Annotated in this window: 9 protein-coding genes, 1 tRNA gene and 1 pseudogene; 4 read left to right on the forward strand and 7 right to left on the reverse strand. The window is 66.6% G+C overall.

Annotation, left to right across the window (positions count from 1 at the left end; genetic code table 11):
* Position 1 precedes the first annotated feature (1 nt).
* From PX653_RS25280 to PX653_RS25290, 3 genes are read right to left on the reverse strand one after another with little or no spacing between them, the layout of a single operon-like run.
* Positions 2 to 1381: a hypothetical protein gene (locus PX653_RS25280; RefSeq protein ID WP_277415402.1), complete on the reverse strand. Its 1380-nt coding sequence runs from the start codon at positions 1379 to 1381 to the stop codon at positions 2 to 4.
* A 24-nt stretch (positions 1382 to 1405) separates the two neighbouring features.
* Positions 1406 to 2110 (reverse strand): site-2 protease family protein, encoded by a 705-nt coding sequence (locus PX653_RS25285; RefSeq protein WP_277415403.1) that lies wholly within the window; start codon positions 2108 to 2110, stop codon positions 1406 to 1408.
* Positions 2111 to 2112: 2 nt separating this feature from the next.
* A complete protein-coding gene (locus tag PX653_RS25290) occupies positions 2113 to 3003 on the reverse strand; it encodes a DUF2167 domain-containing protein (RefSeq protein WP_277415404.1) in 891 nt (296 codons plus the stop codon).
* Between the two features lie 452 nt (positions 3004 to 3455).
* Between PX653_RS25290 and PX653_RS25295 the strand changes: the two genes are divergently transcribed.
* Positions 3456 to 5750, forward strand: a complete 2295-nt coding sequence (locus PX653_RS25295) for a sensor domain-containing diguanylate cyclase (protein WP_277415405.1) — start codon at positions 3456 to 3458, stop codon at positions 5748 to 5750.
* Positions 5751 to 5824: 74 nt separating this feature from the next.
* On the opposite strand, the gene PX653_RS25300 is transcribed toward PX653_RS25295, so the two are convergent.
* The 3 genes from PX653_RS25300 to PX653_RS25310 all read right to left on the reverse strand — a co-directional run bounded on the left by PX653_RS25300 (position 5825) and on the right by PX653_RS25310 (position 9551).
* Entirely contained in the window at positions 5825 to 8239 is a 2415-nt protein-coding gene (locus tag PX653_RS25300) for a hypothetical protein (RefSeq protein ID WP_277415406.1), read from the reverse strand.
* A 173-nt stretch (positions 8240 to 8412) separates the two neighbouring features.
* Positions 8413 to 8488, reverse strand: a tRNA-Phe gene (locus tag PX653_RS25305).
* A gap of 37 nt (positions 8489 to 8525) precedes the next feature.
* A complete protein-coding gene (locus PX653_RS25310; RefSeq protein WP_277415407.1) occupies positions 8526 to 9551 on the reverse strand; it encodes a hypothetical protein in 1026 nt (341 codons plus the stop codon).
* Positions 9552 to 9712: 161 nt separating this feature from the next.
* On the opposite strand from PX653_RS25310, the gene PX653_RS25315 reads away from it, so the two are divergent.
* The 3 genes and pseudogenes from PX653_RS25315 (at position 9713) to PX653_RS25325 (ending at position 14300) form a co-directional block, all read left to right on the forward strand.
* Positions 9713 to 11605 (forward strand): hybrid sensor histidine kinase/response regulator, encoded by a 1893-nt coding sequence (locus PX653_RS25315; RefSeq protein WP_277415408.1) that lies wholly within the window; start codon positions 9713 to 9715, stop codon positions 11603 to 11605.
* Between the two features lie 67 nt (positions 11606 to 11672).
* Positions 11673 to 12456, forward strand: a pseudogene (locus PX653_RS25320) (glycosyltransferase family protein).
* Positions 12453 to 14300, forward strand: coding sequence for a glycosyltransferase 87 family protein (locus PX653_RS25325; protein WP_277415409.1), 1848 nt, complete (start codon positions 12453 to 12455; stop codon positions 14298 to 14300). The pseudogene PX653_RS25320 and the gene PX653_RS25325 overlap by 4 nt, the downstream one beginning before the upstream one ends.
* Here PX653_RS25325 and PX653_RS25330 read toward each other — a convergent pair.
* A complete protein-coding gene (locus PX653_RS25330) occupies positions 14285 to 16537 on the reverse strand; it encodes a sugar nucleotide-binding protein (RefSeq protein WP_277415410.1) in 2253 nt (750 codons plus the stop codon). The two genes, PX653_RS25325 and PX653_RS25330, sit on opposite strands and share 16 nt — an antisense overlap.
* Positions 16538 to 16610: the final 73 nt, after the last annotated feature.

The following is a 16610-nucleotide window of genomic DNA, read 5'->3' on the forward strand; positions in this document are numbered from 1 at the left end:
GCTATTTCTCGCGCAGCGGTGGCGGCGACGGATAGCGCGCGGCGGTGCCGATGAGCGTGGTGCCGCCTTCCGCGGCCACGATGCGGACCGCGACGGTCGGCAGCACGAACATCGCGCCGTCGTCCGGACGCCAGCGCAGCGCGTTTTCCAGCGAATAGTCGGGGTCGCGCTGCCAGCCCAGCTGGTCACGCAATGGCGCCGCGCAGTCGGGAGTGCCATGGGTATTGCGCGGACATTCGTCGATGCGCACGAACGGCACCCTGCGTTCGCGCAGGCGCCGGGCGAATGCGGCGACGACCTTGTCAGCGCTGTCCTCGACATACAGGTAGTAGCCTGTGCCACCGTAGCCGATGCGGCTGACCATCAGCGCGCCGACCGGGGCGCCAAACGCCTGCGTGGGCTGCGACGGCACGTAGGTATAGGGCGGCACGTAGCCGTTTTTGAAGATCGTTGCCAGCTCGCCTTCGCGCAACAGGCGCCAGCCCGGCTGGCAGCTGGCGTTGTCGGTGGCGAAGCAGTGACGGTAGCCTGACGGCACGTCGAGGAACAGCTCTTCCACCGGCGCGCGCCTGCCTTGCGGCGCGCCGGCGAGCGGCGCGACGTTCCATTTGCCCTGTACGTTCTTGGTCCACGTGAACGACGTCTCGAACCAGCGCAGCAGCGGCGAATGGGGACTCAGGTCCTGCGGCGCCGGCGCCGGTTGCGCCACCGGCAGCGGCACCGGTTCGCGCATGCCCCCATCCGCATCGACGACCAGCATGGCGCCCGGCTCCTTGCGCGAGTCCGCATAGGCATAGGCGCTGCCGTCCGGCGCCGTGCCGGCCAGTTGGCCGATGTGGCCCGTGCAGCAGTCGAGGCCAGCGGGCAGCTTCCGCACCCGGATGGGAAAGGCCGACAGCAGCACGCCGCCGTTGCGTGGGAAATAGCGCACGCCGGGCGCGATCGGATAGCCGTGGTAATAGCCATCCTCGCCGTCGTGGCTGTACAGGCCGAGGTCGATCGTGTCGAATACCGCCTTGCCCTGGTGTTCGGACAACACCTGCAGCTTGCCGTCGCCCAGCGGCACGGGCCACACCAGCGCGGGCCGGCCGAAACCGCGGAACGGCTCGACCCGCTCGACCTTCTTCGCCACCACCTTGCCGCGGTACAGGATGCGCTGGTAGTCCAGCTGGGCGCTGAACAGGTAGCCGCAGCAGCTGCGGTATTCGATGTCGAGCAGCGTGAACGGCCCTTCCTCCGACACCTTGCGCACGCTTTCGTCGCCCTTCAGGTAGCGCGCATACGGGCCGCTCGGCGCCGTGGCAGGGGCGCCGCAGGCCGCCAGCATGAACGGGACCAGCAAGGCGGCAAGGTGGTGGGCGGGGGCGGCAGGACGTTGCATCGAAGCTCCGGTCGATAGGTGACGCTAGGCGCGGATCATGTCGTGGATGCTGTAGCTCATGACGGCCAGGAACGCGACCAGGCCAAGGTACAGCGCGCCGTAGTTGAGGCGGGTTTCCAGCTTGACGTCGTAGTAGGCCGGCGTCGGGCCCGGATCGCCGCGCCAGGCGGCTTTCAGCTGGGGGATCGCCAGCAGCCCGACAAGGATCAGCATGGGGCTGGGGCGGTAGAAGAACAGCGCCGCCAGCAGCGGTACGCCCAGCAGCCAGACCTTGGGCGAGACGATGGCCGTGATGCGGCCGCCGTCCAGCGGCATCAAGGGGATCAGGTTGATCAGGTTGAGCATGCAGCCGGAATAGGCCAGCGCCAGCAGCAGCTGGCTGTCGTTGTCGCGCGCCGCGAAATAACAGGCCATTGCCGCCAGCGTGCCGGCCAGTGGACCGGCCATGCCGATGTAGGCTTCCGTCTCGACGTCGTGCGGCAGGTCTTCCAGCGCGACCCACGCGCCGACGAACGGGATGAACGCGGGCGTGCCCACCCGCAGGCCACGGTTGCGCGCGGCCACGTAGTGGCCCATCTCGTGCACGAACAGCAGCACGACGAAGCCGGCGGCGTAGCGCCAGCCGAACACCCAGCTGTAGACAACCAGCGACAGCAGCATCGTGCCGCCCGTCGTCAGCAGCTTGCCCATCTTGCCGGCCGCGAACAGCCACAGCAGAAGCTTGGCCATCGTCAGGACTTCGAGAGGTCGACCTTCGGCTTGCGGCCGAACCGCTTGGCGATGCCGAACCCCAGGGCGCCGATGCCGACGATGACCACCTTCTTGAACGCGAGCAGCAGCGCGAACAGCTTGCCGAACAGGCCCAGCTTGGCGGCGGCACCGCCGGCGATCAATGCGGCCAGACCGTATTCCGCCACCTTGTCGGTCTTCTCGTCGAAGTCGGCATAGCGGTTGCCCGGCGTGAAGTCGGAAAACGCCGTCACCGTCTTCATCTCCTTGCGGATCTGGGCGATCTGGTCCATGCCAGCCACCGCGTTGAGCACCAGGACGCCCTCGCGGCCCAGCACGCGGATGTTGTAGTTCAAGCCGTTCTGGGCGTCGCCTGCCGAATGCAGTTCCTTGGCCCAGTACAGCTTGTGGCTGGCCTTGTCGTAGCGCGGCGCTTCCGCCCAGCCGACCAGCGTCATCGGCTGGTAGCCCTGTTTCTTGCGCTCCTCGTTGGCTTCCTGCATCGACTCCTGCATCGTCTTCAGCAGTTCGTCGTACTTGATGCTGTCCGCATCGTCGTCCTTGACGTGGCCTTCCTTTTCATAGGTGACCACCACGCCCCAGCCTGCGCGCGTCAGCGGATTGACGGCGGTCGGCACGATCATGCCCAGCGTCTCGATGCCCGGCGGGTTGCCCCAGCCTTCCGACAGCAGGCGGCCCGCGTCGGCGGGCGCCAGGTAACGGAAGCCGGCCGGCAGGTCGAGGGTGGCAACGCCGCCGGGCAGGGAGATTTTGCCTTCCTGGAATTTCAGCGAAGCCAGCAGCTGTTCCGGGGTGGTATCGGCGGCCTGGACAGGGGAAGCGGCCAGCAACAGGCTGAACATCGTGCAGAGGAGGGTGCGGAAAAGCGTCATATCGATTTGCAAAGGCAGCCCGCCTGGGCGCACGCGACACGGTGGTCGGTCGCATGGCGGCGGGCATGTTGAGAAGTGAATCCGTGATTTTACGCAACAGTTAGCGGCATAATCTCGCCAATTGTCACATCGGCAAAAAATAGTGCTTGTGGGAGCGAAAAAAAGGCCGGGTCGTGGACCCGGCCTTGCTGGCAGGGTACCTACCGACCGGCAGACAATGGTTTGTTGGGCAACCAATCCTGCATTGCGGCGGGCGCATCTAGCAGGTGCCGTCGGGCGGTCGTGCAGTCGGCTCTGCAGTTGTCCCATTTCACGCTGGCAGCGCCGAGGTCGTTCGGGAACTTGCCGGCGGCCAGCGGTGCGTCGCATGTTGCGCCACCTCCGCCGAAAACGGGGTAGCCTCTACTGCGCAGCCCCTTGCCGCTGAGGGCCTGCATCTGTCGGGAGAATGGATGGCATCGCTGGGAGAATTCGTCAGGATCACTGCTCGCCGCATGGGGTTGTCTGCCGTCGTGTTTGCCGCCGGGCTGGCGCTGTCCGGTTACGCCTGCCAACTCCACTGGCAGCGCAGCGAAGCCCACCAGCTCGAGCAGCTGGGTGACACTGCCGGCAACTATGCGTCGCTGCTGCGCCAGCGCCTGGAACAGTACGTCAGCGCGACGCGGGCGCTGGCGGCGTTCTTCAGCGCGTCGGATGCAATATCGCGCGAGGAATTCGACAACTACATCAAGGCCAGCCGCGTGTTCGACCGGTTGGAGGGCATGAGCTCGTTCGGCTACCTGCCGCGGGTCCCGGCGGCGCGGCTGGCTGCTTTCGAAGCGGACGCGGCCCGTACCTTTCCAGGCTACCGTGTCTTCGCGCCGCGCCCGGATGCGAGCGATTACTATCCGCTGCTGTTTGGGCAGCACGCGCTGGATCCCTTGCGGGCTGACCGTTTGCGGGGTATCGACTATGCGGCCGTTCCGGCCCGCCGGCACGCGATGCAGCGAGCGGCCGCGGCCGACGAACCGGTAACCACGGCAATGCACACAGCCCTGCGCGACCCTGCCAACCGTCCGGTCGTACTGATTTTCGCGCCCGTGCGCAAGGCGCCGACCACCGCCATGCCGGACGCCCAGGGCGACCTGGCGGGCTTCATCTTCTCGGCCCTGTACGTGCGCCAGCTGTTCGGCACGTTCGACGATGGCCGCCTCGCCCAGCAGTTCGACCTGGAGGTCTTCGACGGCAGCGTATCCGCCGCCACCACGGTGTTCGATGCCGACAACGTCGCCCACGCGCTGCAGCGGGACCGGGATCATGTGCTGGCGCATCGCACGACGATCGCCTTTGGCGAGCGCACCTGGCTGATGTATTTCTACGCCAAGCGCACGCAGCTCGCCGCCGGTTCCTTGCACGAGGCGGCGCTGGTGTTCGCCATCGGCATGCTGCTGACGCTGATCGCCAGCTACGCGACGGTCGCGTGGCCGCGCTATGCGTCGGGCAAGCGGGCGATGCGCGACTTCAACGAGCGCTTTGCCGGCTTCTTCGAGCACCATCCGTTTGCCGTGTTCGCACTGGACCCGCAGGGCCGCTTCCTGCAGTCGAACCAGCAGATGGCGCGCGAACTGGGTGTGCCGCGCGAGACGCTGGCCGGCATGCCGGTCACGCGATTCGTCCCGAAGCCGGAGCGGCAGGCGGCGGCGCGGTACTTCGGCGACGTCATGGCCGGCAACGCGGTCGCGTACACGCACCAGGTGCAAAGCGCCGACGGCCGGCGCTCCGACCTGTCGGTCGTGATGATCCCGATGAGCTCAGGCGACACGGTCAGCCACGTGCTGGGTTTTGCGGAGAACATCACCGACCGCAAGCGGGCCGAGGCCGCGCTGCACGCATCGCGCCAGATGCTGCAGGCCATCCTCGACAATATTCCACAGAGCGTGTTCTGGAAGGACATCGACAGCGTCTACCAGGGCGCCAACCGCTCGCTGCTGGAGGCGGCGGGCCTGCACGGCCTCGACCAGCTGGTCGGCAAGACCGATGCGGACCTGCGCTGGAAGGACCAGGCCGACAACTACCGCCAGGTGGACCTGGAGGTGATCCGCTCGGGCGTGCCGCGCATGCGCATGCAGGCGCGCGACGTACGGCGCGACGGCGAGGCGTGCTGGATCGAGACCAGCAAGATCCCGCTGAAGGACGACCAGGGCCAGGTGACGGGCATCCTGGCCGTTACCGAGGACATCACGGCGCGCAAATATATGGAAGAGGAGCTGTTCCGTCGTGCCAACTACGACAACCTGACGGGCCTGCCCAACCGCGGCTACTTCAACAACCAGCTGGACGAAGCGGTCAAGCGCGCGCACCGCCGTGCCGGCCTGGCCCTGATGTACTTCGACATCGACCGCTTCAAGCAGGTCAACGATACCTACGGTCACGACGTGGGCGACAGCGTGATCCGCCTGTTCGCCCAGCGCATCCGCTTCGTGCTGCGCGAAGCCGATTTCGTCGCGCGCCTGGGCGGCGACGAGTTCGTGCTGGTGGCCGAGGGCCTGAACGAGCCCGGCGACGCCGTCGTCATCGCGCAGAAGCTGGTGGCCGCGATGGCGGTGCCGTTCGACCTGGCGGGCACGCCGCTGCCCGTTACCACCAGCATCGGCGTCGCATGGTTCGAGGCCGGCATGACGCCAGAGGGGCTGGTCAAGGCGGCCGACCAGGCGATGTACGATGCCAAGCGGGCGGGGCGCAATTGCTGGCGGGTAGCGGGCGGGTGAGGGTAAGCGAATCCGCAACCGGATGATGTCATCCGGCCGCTGCCGCATGGCGCGGCAGCGTGCGGTGGCCGGCATCAACCCGCGTCGAACGGCGCATCGGCCATCACGACGTCGCTGCGCACCGGCATGACGATACTCTGGTTCGTCGGCACAAGGCCCATCGCTTTCATCGTTCGCCGGTGTTCGTGCGAGAACTGTGCCAGTCCCCGGTCGGTGCCCGCGATTGCGCCCAGCACTTCCCCCACCCGTTGCTTGTTCGCGTCGCCGTCGCCCGCCTTGCCAAATACGCGCAGCGAGCCATAGTTGTTCTGGTCCGCGCCGGCCTGCTCGTTCTTGAGGCCGCTGGAAGCGAAGTACAGCAGCTCGGCTGTTTCCGCCTCCTTGAACTGCTCATAGACCTCGTGCATCTGCGCCGTGGTCGCGCTGGTCGTATCGATGATCCAGGCTCGCGCGTTGGGATAGGCTTCCGCCACGTTGCGTTTCCCATCCCCCTTCGTCGCGTCCGTCACGCAGGCATTGATGTCCTTGATGACGATCTGCGCATCGGCCTGTTCCTTGACCTGGATCTCGGCGTCGCGAATGGCGCCGGCGGTTTCATAATACGGCTTGTCATAGGCGATACCGACGTTGTTGGCCTCGCCGCCGAACAGGATTGCGCGCGCCGAGTTCGTCGCCCCCAGCAGGCTGCGCATGCCGTTATGGAGGATCATCTTGCTTCCCCGAACGTCCCCATCCTCGACGTCGGAGTCGCTGCCGTAGCCGAAATCCGTCTCGTCCGCACCCTTGCCGGCTTGCAATTTGTCCAGCGTATGCACCATCAGCAACTGGTTGGCGAGGTCCAATGCAACCGCGATATCCGGATTGTTCGGGTGTAGCGTGCCCGCGATGCGCGCGAGATGCTCTTGCGTGCCGCCGGCTTGGCCGGGTATGGCGGTTCCGACCTTGGCGAGATTCCTGCTGAACTTTTGCAGGTAGGCGTCGTAGGCCGCCGACAGCGGGGGCGCTTCGGCTGCTCCACCGGTCGTGGGCGGGACGGCATTCTGCCCGGCGGTGATGCTGTACGGCTTGGGCTCCGTGTTGGTACTCATCGTCATCCCGCCCTTCGAGTTCTTGACAAAGCCAACCTGGGAAAACAAGTTCGTCAACGTTGCCGAAAGTGGATCGGCCACAGCGGCATCCGCGGACGAGCGCCGATGCAGTGCAAACGACTCCGAGTCGACAGCATTCCTGGCGTTCAGGGTGCGCATGGTATTGGTGATCAGCCTTTTGCCACCGCTTTCGGCCTTGGTAAAGGCCAACTGCAACAGATTCTTGTCTTTGTTGAGTTCGAGCCTGTGCTCCGAAGGCTCGAACGGGGCAAGATTCACTTGATGCCCGTTCCCGAACGATGCCTGGAAACTGTCCAGTTCCTGATCGAGAATGCGCAGCGCCCTGACATGCGCTTCGGCATATGCGGGCGGCATCATGCCGAGGTTGATCCGGAAACTGTTAGCGGTCGAGGCGACGGAGGGCGTCAGGTGACCGAAACTGGAGCGCTCAACCGTGGCGGTATTGAGCCCCATCTTGGCGGCCTCGGCATTAACAATGCCGAGGTAGTGGCTCATCAGGAACTGGGTGAACGATTCCGCCGCGGTACCGAGCTCTTTTTTTTCTTTCTTGGTGACATCTAGAAAGGTCCTGGCGTCGCAATGCACCATGACGGCCGGATAGTCCTCGTATGCTCCCACCTGGATGTTCTTGCTGCCCGTCAGCTGCGTTTGGACGTGTTGGGTCACATCGGTCCGGTATTTCAGCGAGGCATCGTACAGCTCCGCATTCCCTGGCGAGGTCTGGAGCGGACGCTGTTTGATATCTCCCTTGCCCGGCGTTAGCTTGCCCAGCTGGTACAGCCGCAAGGAATGGACGTTGGGCACCAGGCCGACGTTCGCGGCATAACCCTTCGCATCGTCCTTGCGTTCGCCCACGAGTCGCGCGATGGGCAGCTGATTCGCCTTGGCGCGGTCCGACACCAGTAAATCATGGTCGAAACTGCGGATGTAATGGCCAGCGTGTCGGTTGTCCTCCGCAAAACTCGACAGATGTTGTCCACCCTGGCTGACATTGCTGGCCAGGCACAGCGTTCGATCCAGCATGATCGCCGCGCTTTTCACATGCATATTGTCGCTGTCTTGGAACGTGGCCTTCCGCTTCGTGACGAAAGCGTGGGCCTGCGCCAGTGCGGACTTGATCTCTTCCGGCTCGTTGATCGGGGTGGCGCTTTCCAGCGACAGCAGGCGGGTGCGCATCGCCAGACCCTGCATCGGGACTTCGTGGCGCAGCCTTTTTGGGGTGTTGTCGGTCTCGCTGTCGGGCGACAAAGGCCGTCTCGGCACCGCCCTCCGCTGGGAGCTTGCAGGCTCGGAATCGGCGGCGGCCATGGACATGGGGGTGTAGCTCGAGGGCGGTATCGTATTATGCATATTCGATTGTTCCAGCTTGATGGCATGCACCTGGCCAGTCGTCGGCAGGCGGCGCGAGGCAGTTTGGCGACCGCAACAGGTCGTGGTGTATTGGTGGCCTGCTTCAGGTGAGCAGTTCCATGCATGGGGAAGGGCCGGCCGCGAACTCGGGAACGCCAATGCAAAACGCCGACCCCTGGGGATCGGCGTTCGCTGGATATTCTTGGTGGCCCGGGGCGGAATCGAACCACCGACACAAGGATTTTCAATCCTCTGCTCTACCAACTGAGCTACCAGGCCAAGGCGCGCAATTATAGCAGCACGGTTGACGCTTTGCCTAGTCCCTTTTGAACGGCAGGGCGGCCCGGCTCTTGACCACCCGCCCGTCCGCGCCGAACAGCACCAGGTATTGCAGCTGCCCCGGCTGCAACTTGCGCTGCACGGGCGGGTACAGCCACGCCTGCAGCCCATTGCCGAAGTCCACTTCCGTGCCGGTGCCCAGCGTCTCCCGCACCTGCGCCCGGTCCTGGCCCGGTGCGATGCCGGGCGCGGAAGGGGCGTTCGGCGGCGCCGGCTCGTCCATGTACTCGAACGACAGCAGCGTGTCGTCCGGCCAGCCGCGGTCCCACAGCGGTGCGTAGTAGCTGCGGTCCAGCAGCACCTGGCAGTCGCAGTAGGGCAGGTCGTTTGGCGCCTGGCTGCCGCCCGCGTACAGGAAGCGCGGCGGCAACTGCGCGCTGCGCTCGCCCGCCCGCAGCGTGACGGCAAACACCGGGCGCTCGGTAAAGAACAGGTAGTTGCCTTCGGCATTGCCGCAGACCTCGTCGGGGTCCGTCAGCAGATTGGACAGCCACGCGAACAGATGGGAATTGTTCGAGATCAGTCCCGCCTCCATGCCGACCAGGCATTCCAGGCGCAGGTCGCCCAGGCGGCGCTGGCCGTCCGGCACGCCCGGGCTGCGCACGTCCGCGCGCCACGTCATGCTGGTCGTGCGGCGGTTGGCCACCAGGGAAGCATCCTCGCGCCAGGCGCGCTCGTCACGCTCGAGCGTAAAGCTGTTGTCCGGGGCAACGGCGACCGGCAGCGTGACCGTATCGCCGACCACTTTCAGCGCGATGCCTTCCATGCGGGTCCCGGGCAGGCGCGGCAGCAGGCGAAAACGCAGCGTCGCGCCTGGCGCGAGTGTGGCCTGCTGGCGCACGAAGCGGTCCATGCCGCGCACCATCTTGCGATACGATTTGTCGACGGGGTCGCGGGTGGCCGTGACCACCACGTTCGGCACCGGCTCCTGGGCCGGTGCCGGCAAGCCGGCACTGGCGAGGACCGGCAACAGGAACAGGGCGGCAAACGAATGGCGGAGCATGGTGGCGGACGTGAATGCGGATCGCCGCATGGTAGCCGGTAACGAGACGGCCCAACGCACGGATGGCGTTACAATTGGCGAGAATCGAGGCGGACCATTGCAGTCGACAGTCAGAATGGCCAACAGGACAAGATGAATAACGAGACCTTCCAGCCCCCGCGGTGACCGGCTACGAGCAACGCTTCGAGCTGCTCGTGGCGAGCATTACGGATTACGCCATCTACATGCTCGATCCCGAAGGCCACGTCAGCAGCTGGAACGCCGGCGCGCAGCGCTTCAAGGGCTACGCAGCGCAGGATGTCATCGGCAGCCATTTCTCGCGTTTCTATACGGACGAGGACCGCGCGGCCGGCCTGCCCCAGCTGGCGCTGCGCGCCGCGCGCGAAGAGGGGCGCTTCGAAGGCGAAGGCTGGCGCGTGCGCAAGGACGGCACGCGCTTCTGGGCCACCGTGGTGATCGATCCGATTCGCACGCCGGACGGCACGCTGGTCGGTTTCGCCAAGATCACGCGCGACACGACGGACCGCATGACGGCACAGGAAGCGCTGCGCGAGAGCGAACAGCGCTTCCGCCTGCTGGTGCAGGGCGTCACCGACTACGCGCTGTACATGCTTTCGCCGCAGGGCGTCATCACCAACTGGAACGCCGGCGCCCAGCGCATCAAGGGCTTTGCCGAGGACGAGGTGGTGGGCAGCCATTTCAGCCGCTTCTTCACCGACGAGGACCGCGCCGCCGGCCTGCCCGAACAGGCCCTGGAAACGGCCCGCCAGTCGGGGCGCCACGAGAGCGAGGGTTGGCGCGTGCGGCGCGACGGCACCCGCTTCTTCGCCCACGCCGTGCTCGATGCGATCCGCGACGAACGGGGCACATTGATCGGCTTTGCCAAGATCACGCGCGACATCTCGGAACAGCGCAAGGCGGCCGAATCGCTCGAGCAGACGCGCAATGCGCTGTTCCAGGCGCAGAAGATGGAAGCGATCGGCCAGTTGACGGGCGGTATCGCCCACGATTTCAACAACCTGCTGGCGGTGCTGTCGAGCGGTATCGACATCCTGCACGCGCAGCAGCCCGGCAGCACCGCCAACCGGGTCCTGGACAGCATGCGCCGCGCCGTCGAACGGGGCGCGCTGCTGACACAGCAGTTGCTGTCGTTCGCGCGCCAGCAGCCGCTGGCGGCCGCCACGCACCAGCTCAATACGCTGGTCGGCGCCTTCGAGCCCGTGCTGCGCCGCGCCAGCGGTCCGCAGGTCTCGTTCCTGTTCGACCTGGCGCCGCGCCTCGCCAGCGTCTCCGTCGACGAGGCCCGCTTCGAGGCAACGCTGCTGAACCTTGTCGTCAACGCGCGCGACGCCATGCCCGATGGCGGCACGCTGGCGCTGGAGACCCGCAACGTGGAGCTCGCCGCGAACCAGGTGGGCGCGCTGCCGCCGGGGCGCTACGTGTGCGTGACCGTGCGCGATACCGGCACCGGCATGCCGCCCGAGGTGGTGTCGCGCGCATTCGAGCCGTTCTTCACGACCAAGCCGGTCGGCAAGGGCACGGGCCTTGGCCTCAGCCAGGTGTATGGCTTCATCGCGCAGTCGGGCGGCGACGTTGTCATCGAGACCGCGCTGGGCAAGGGTACGTCGATCAGCCTGTACTTGCCGGCCGTCGAGGAGGCCGGGCCGGTCGATGCGGGGCTGCCGGCCGTACGCAGCGAGCGGGTGCTGATCGCGGAGGACGACAAGCTCGTGATGGCGGTGGCGTGCGAGCTGTTCGAGACGATGGGATATGAAGTGCTGACGGCGCCGGACGGCGTGGCGGCCCTGCGCATCCTCGAGCGCGACAGCGGCATCGACGTGCTGTTTACGGACATGATGATGCCGAACGGGATGACGGGGCTGGAATTGGCCCGTGCCGCGCGGGAGCGCGATCCCGACATGAAAATCATCATCGCCTCCGGCTATCCGCAGGCGGCGCTGCAGCACGAGGAGCCGGGCAGCGCGGAGTTTTCGTTCGTCGGCAAGCCCTACCGGCTGGCCGACCTGGCGCGGCATCTGCGGGCGACCAGCTGACCCGGCCCCGCGGGAGGAGGCAGCGCGCCTACTATAATAGCGCTTTCCAGTTTCCCGTCATTGCGTCATGACCGACTCCCCGCAACCCCGCATCGCCGTGCTGGTCCCCTGCTTCACCGAGGCCGCGACGATCGCGGCCATCGTGCGCGACTTTCGCGCCGCGCTGCCCGGTGCACGCATCTACGTATTCGACAACAACTCCACCGACGATACATGGTGGTTGGCAGCCGCGTCACCGAGGAACGGGCGGCATACCGGTTCGGCCACCGCTTCGGCAACCGGCTCCTGACGGGCTGCGTGTCGACGCTGTTCGGGCGTACGTTCAAGGACATCCTGTCCGGCTACCGCGTGTTTTCGCGCCGCTACGTGAAGTCGTTCGCCGCGCATTCCACCGGTTTCGAGATCGAAACCGAGTTGACGGTCCACGCGCTGGAACTGCGCATGCCGGTGGCGGAAGTGGAAACGGTCTACAAGTCGCGCCCACCTGGCTCGTTCAGCAAACTCAGCACCTATCGTGACGGCATCAGACCCTGCTGACAATCCTGCGCCTGTTCAAGTCGGAAAAACCGCTGGGTTTCTATTCGCTGGGCTTCCTGACCTGCGTGGCGCTGTCGGTCGGGCTGGCGGTGCCGCTGGTCCTGACGTGGCTGGAGTCCGGCCTCGTGCCGCGCCTGCCGACGGCCGTGTTGTGCACGGCGCTGATGCTGTTCGGGATCGTGCTGCTCACCTGCGGCATCATCCTGGATGCGGTCACGAAAGGGCGCATCGAGCAGAAGCACTTCGCCTATCTGTCGGTGCCGGCCGCATGGCTGGATGAGCCGGCGGCGCAGCGCTCGCAGGTGGCCGCGTGAGGCCCGCCGCCCCGATCGCCAGGCTGGAAGCCTGGTTCGGGCGCCACTGCGCCCGGCTCAATACCGCTTCGGCCTGGCGCAAGGCGGCCTGGCTGGCGCCACTGTTGTTCGGCCTGCTGTCCGTGCTGCTGGGACAGGACGACAACTGGGACATGCGCAACTACCACATGTACAACCCGTTCGCGGTGCTGCATGGAAGGATCGGCTTCGACATCGCGCCCGGGCACTGGCAAAGCTACTTCAATCCGACGCTCGATTTCCTGTATTACGGCCTGGTCACCTACCTGCCCGGCCCACTGGTCGGGTTCGTCATGGGCGCACTGCACGGGCTCAACTTCCTGCTCGTGCTGGCGATCGCCGCGCAGGTGCTGAACCGGCTGGCGCCCACCGAACGCCATAGCGCACCGCTGCTGCTGGCCGTGTGCGGCGTATGCGGCGCGGGCTTCCTGGCGCAGCTGGGCTCCTCGATGGGCGACAACATGACGGCGCTGCTGATCCTGTCGCCCGTGCTGATCCTGCTGCGCGGCTGGGACGCGCTCCCGGCGCCGCGTGGCGGCAACGCGGTGGTGCTGGCCGCCGGCCTCGTCATGGGTCTCGGCACGGGCCTGAAACTGACCAATGCCACGTTCGCCACCGGCCTGTGCCTGGCGTTGTTCACCGTGGCCGCACCATGGCGGGCACGCTTGCGGCTGGCCTTCCTGTTCGGGGTGGCCGTGCTGGCCGGTATCGCCATCACGGCCGGCTGGTGGTTCGCCACGATGTGGCAGACCTTCGGCAATCCCCTGTTCCCGCAATTTAACAATATCTTCCAGAGCCCGCTGGCGCTGACCTACGGCGTCATCGACGATATCCACGTGCCGAAGACCTTCTGGGAAGCGCTGGCATGGCCGTTCGTCTTCACGCTCGATTACGAGCGGGTGTCGGAACTGACCCTGCGCCAGCTGATCTGGCCCGTCGTCTACGTGCTGGGCCTGGCGCTGGCGGCCCGCCTGCTGTGGCGGCGCGGTGGCGCGGCGCTGCCGCAGCCCCGCGAGCGCTTCCTGCTGGTCTTTTTCCTGGTGTCGTACCTGGCGTGGATGAAGCTGTTCGGCATCTACCGCTACCTGATCCCGCTCGAGTTGCTGGCCCCCCTGGTCGCGTGGGTGCTGTTGCACGGCCTGCTGAACACGGTCGCCGCACGGCGGACGGCGGCATGGGTGCTGGCGGCCTGCACGCTGGTGGTGTTCCCGTTCAGTACGTGGGGGCATTCGGACTGGGCCTGGGACAGCTTCCGTGCCGACGTGCCTGCCTTCGCACAGCCGGAGCAGACGGTGCTGGTGACCCCGATCGCGGACCCGCCACTGGGTTGGCTGGTCGAACTGTTCCCGCGCCAGATCCGGGTGGTGTCGGTGGAGAGTTTCCCCGAGACGCCAGCCTGGGTGGCCCGCATCCACCAGGCCATCGACAGCCGGCGCGGCCCCCACTACACGCTGTTGTCGGGCGCAATCGACGACAACCGGCGGCGCCTGGCGATTCGCCTGGCACTGGCCGACGGGCTGGGGCTGATGGACGACGAACACGGCTGCCAACGCCTGGCATGGCTGCTGACAAAAGTACGCCAGCGTGTCCAGGTGGTGCCCGCGCCGGCAGGCTCAGGGAAAGCCTGCACCTTGGAGACGCAGGCGCAATACCGCATCGACGTGGCGCAGAAGAATGCCGAAATCGTGCGGCGCGGCGCCGAGGTGCTGGCCAGGTATGACCTGCGCATCGACGCCGGCGCCTGCACGGTGCACGACGCGTTCACCGGCGCCGAGGCAAAGCCTTACCAGCTTTGCCCCGTCGCACGGACTCAAACGCCGCCGTAATGCGCGGCCTGGGCGGCGCCCACGTGGGTGTCGCCTTCTTCCCGTACTTCGGCCACGGCCTGCAGGTAGCGCCGCAGCGCATCGTCCAGCGTGGGCATCAGGTTGCCCCGTTCGCTGGCCAGCGCCGAGAAGCGCGGCTGCGCGGCCTGGTAGTCGAGGACGGCGGACGGCTGCGCCTCCAGCCCTGAGTTGTCCACGCCGGCCAGCGCGCACACGCGGCGCGCCAGTTCGGCCCAGCTGACGGCCTCGCCGTTACTGAGGTGCCAGATGCCGCGCTCGCGGTCGACCAGCAGGTCCAGGCACGTCTGCACCAGGTCCGGCACGTACGTTGGCGATACCACCAGGTCGTCCGCCGCCGTGAACGGCCGGCCCGCGCCCAGCGCCTGCAGTGCCAGCGTGACGAAGTTGTGCTGGTCCCACGGGCCGAAGAACGCGCTGGTGCGCACCATCAGCACTTCCGGATTGACCGTCAGCACGCGCCGCTCCGCCTCCGCCTTGCTCTGGCCATACACGTTCAGCGGCGCCACGGGATCGCTCTCGACATACGGGCTGCCCTTGCTGCCGTCGAACACCAGGTCGCTGGAGAACGTCAGCAGCCGGACCTGGTGGCGCGCGCAGGCGATCGCCAGCACCACGGGGCCCTGGGCGTTGTCGCGCATGCAGCGCTCGCTGTCCTGCTCCGCGTCGTGCACGCGCACGTAGCCGCCCGCATTGACGATGGCCCACGGCTTGTAGCGCTCGATGGCCGCCTCGACGGAAGCGGGATCGGCGATGTCCATCTCCTGGCGCGTCAGCACGCGGAAGGCCAGGTTGCGCTCCTCGCAGATGCGGGCGAACGCACTGCCCAGGGTGCCGGTGGCACCGCTGATCAGGATGGGCTGCACGGGCCGCTGCGCCGTGTGGCGCTCGGCCGGCAGCGCAGCGACCGTGGCACTCGTCGCCACCGGCGGGCACAGGAAGCGGCCGGGCCGGCGCCACCAGCCCAGCCCCTGCAGCACCGGGTTCGATGGCGGCCGCCCCGTGGACAGTTCCTGCATCAGGCGCGCCAGTGCCGTCGGCCGCGGTTCCGGCGAGCGCAAGTCGTAGGCCCCGTTCTCGTAGTAGCCATGGCATTCGGTCACGAGGCAGTTCCAGTCGTACGAGCCGAGCAGCGACCAGACAGTCACCGCACGCACGTCGCCGCCTTTTTTCTGTACGTCGTGCGCGGCGTTCCACACCTCGTGCAGCCAGCGCAGCTGGTCTTCGCGGTTGGCGTCGATATGGGCTTCCGTCACGGCCATCGGCAGGCCGTAGCGCTCCCACACTTCCTCCATCAGCGGGCCGATGCCCGGGGTCGGCGTGGCCAGTGCGCGCGCGGTCTCGATGTCGGCGAAGCCATGCTCGCCCACGTAGCGGGCCGGATAGCGCTCGCCCCGGTGGTCCAGCCAGCGCTCGCTGGTGATGTAGTAGTTCAGGCCCACCACGTCGGGCGGGCAGGGATTGTCGCGGAACCACAGCACATCCTCGGCCGGGATGCCGCTTTTCAGGATGTAGGACCACAGCGCGTGGTCCTCGTCCACGCGGCCGCACAGCAGGTCCCATGCCAGCCAGCGCCGCTCGTTGTAGAAGTCGGCCCAGTCCGACAGTTCGGGTGTGCTGTAGGTCTTGCCCAGGTCGTCGGTCTGCACCAGCTTGGCTTGCGGGTTGACGGCGCGGATCGCGCGCATCGACAGCACGACGCCCTTGCATTGATTGATCAGCGCCTGCAGGAAGACCAGGTCGCTTTTGCCGTGCGGGTACCAGACGCCGTACAGGCCGGCGAAACGCGCCGTCGTGCACGGTTCGTTGACGGGGGTGTAGTACTCCACCCAGGGATAGCGTTGCGCCACCGCGCCCGCATACTCCGCCAGTTGCGGCCCGAACGCCGGGTCGACGAGGCTGGTATGGCGCGGGCCGCTGCCATGGTGCACCAGGCCCACGATGGGCGCGACGCCCAGGTCGCGCAGGGCTGGCAGCCGTTCGTCGGCCCAGGACCAGTCGGCCTTGTCGACGCCTTCCGGCGCCGTCAGCTCCCACAGGACCGGGTAGCGGATCGCCTTGATGCCCAGGGCCGCAAAGCGGTCCAGGTCGCTGATCCTGGTCTTGTGCCCGTTCTGGTCCATCTGACTGAAATACCGATCGCGCACGCGGTTGACCGTTGCTTCCAGTCCGCCCCATAACTCGATCACCTGGCTTTGAATTTCGTCATCATTTTTCATGTTATTGGTGAGCTAGTCGAACGAGGGAGGAAGTATGGCGAAAAAACTAAAACGTTGGCGCCGTATTGCCTCC

It is taken from the genome of Pseudoduganella chitinolytica, from assembly GCF_029028125.1.
Taxonomy (GTDB): Bacteria; Pseudomonadota; Gammaproteobacteria; order Burkholderiales; family Burkholderiaceae_D; genus Rugamonas; species Rugamonas chitinolytica.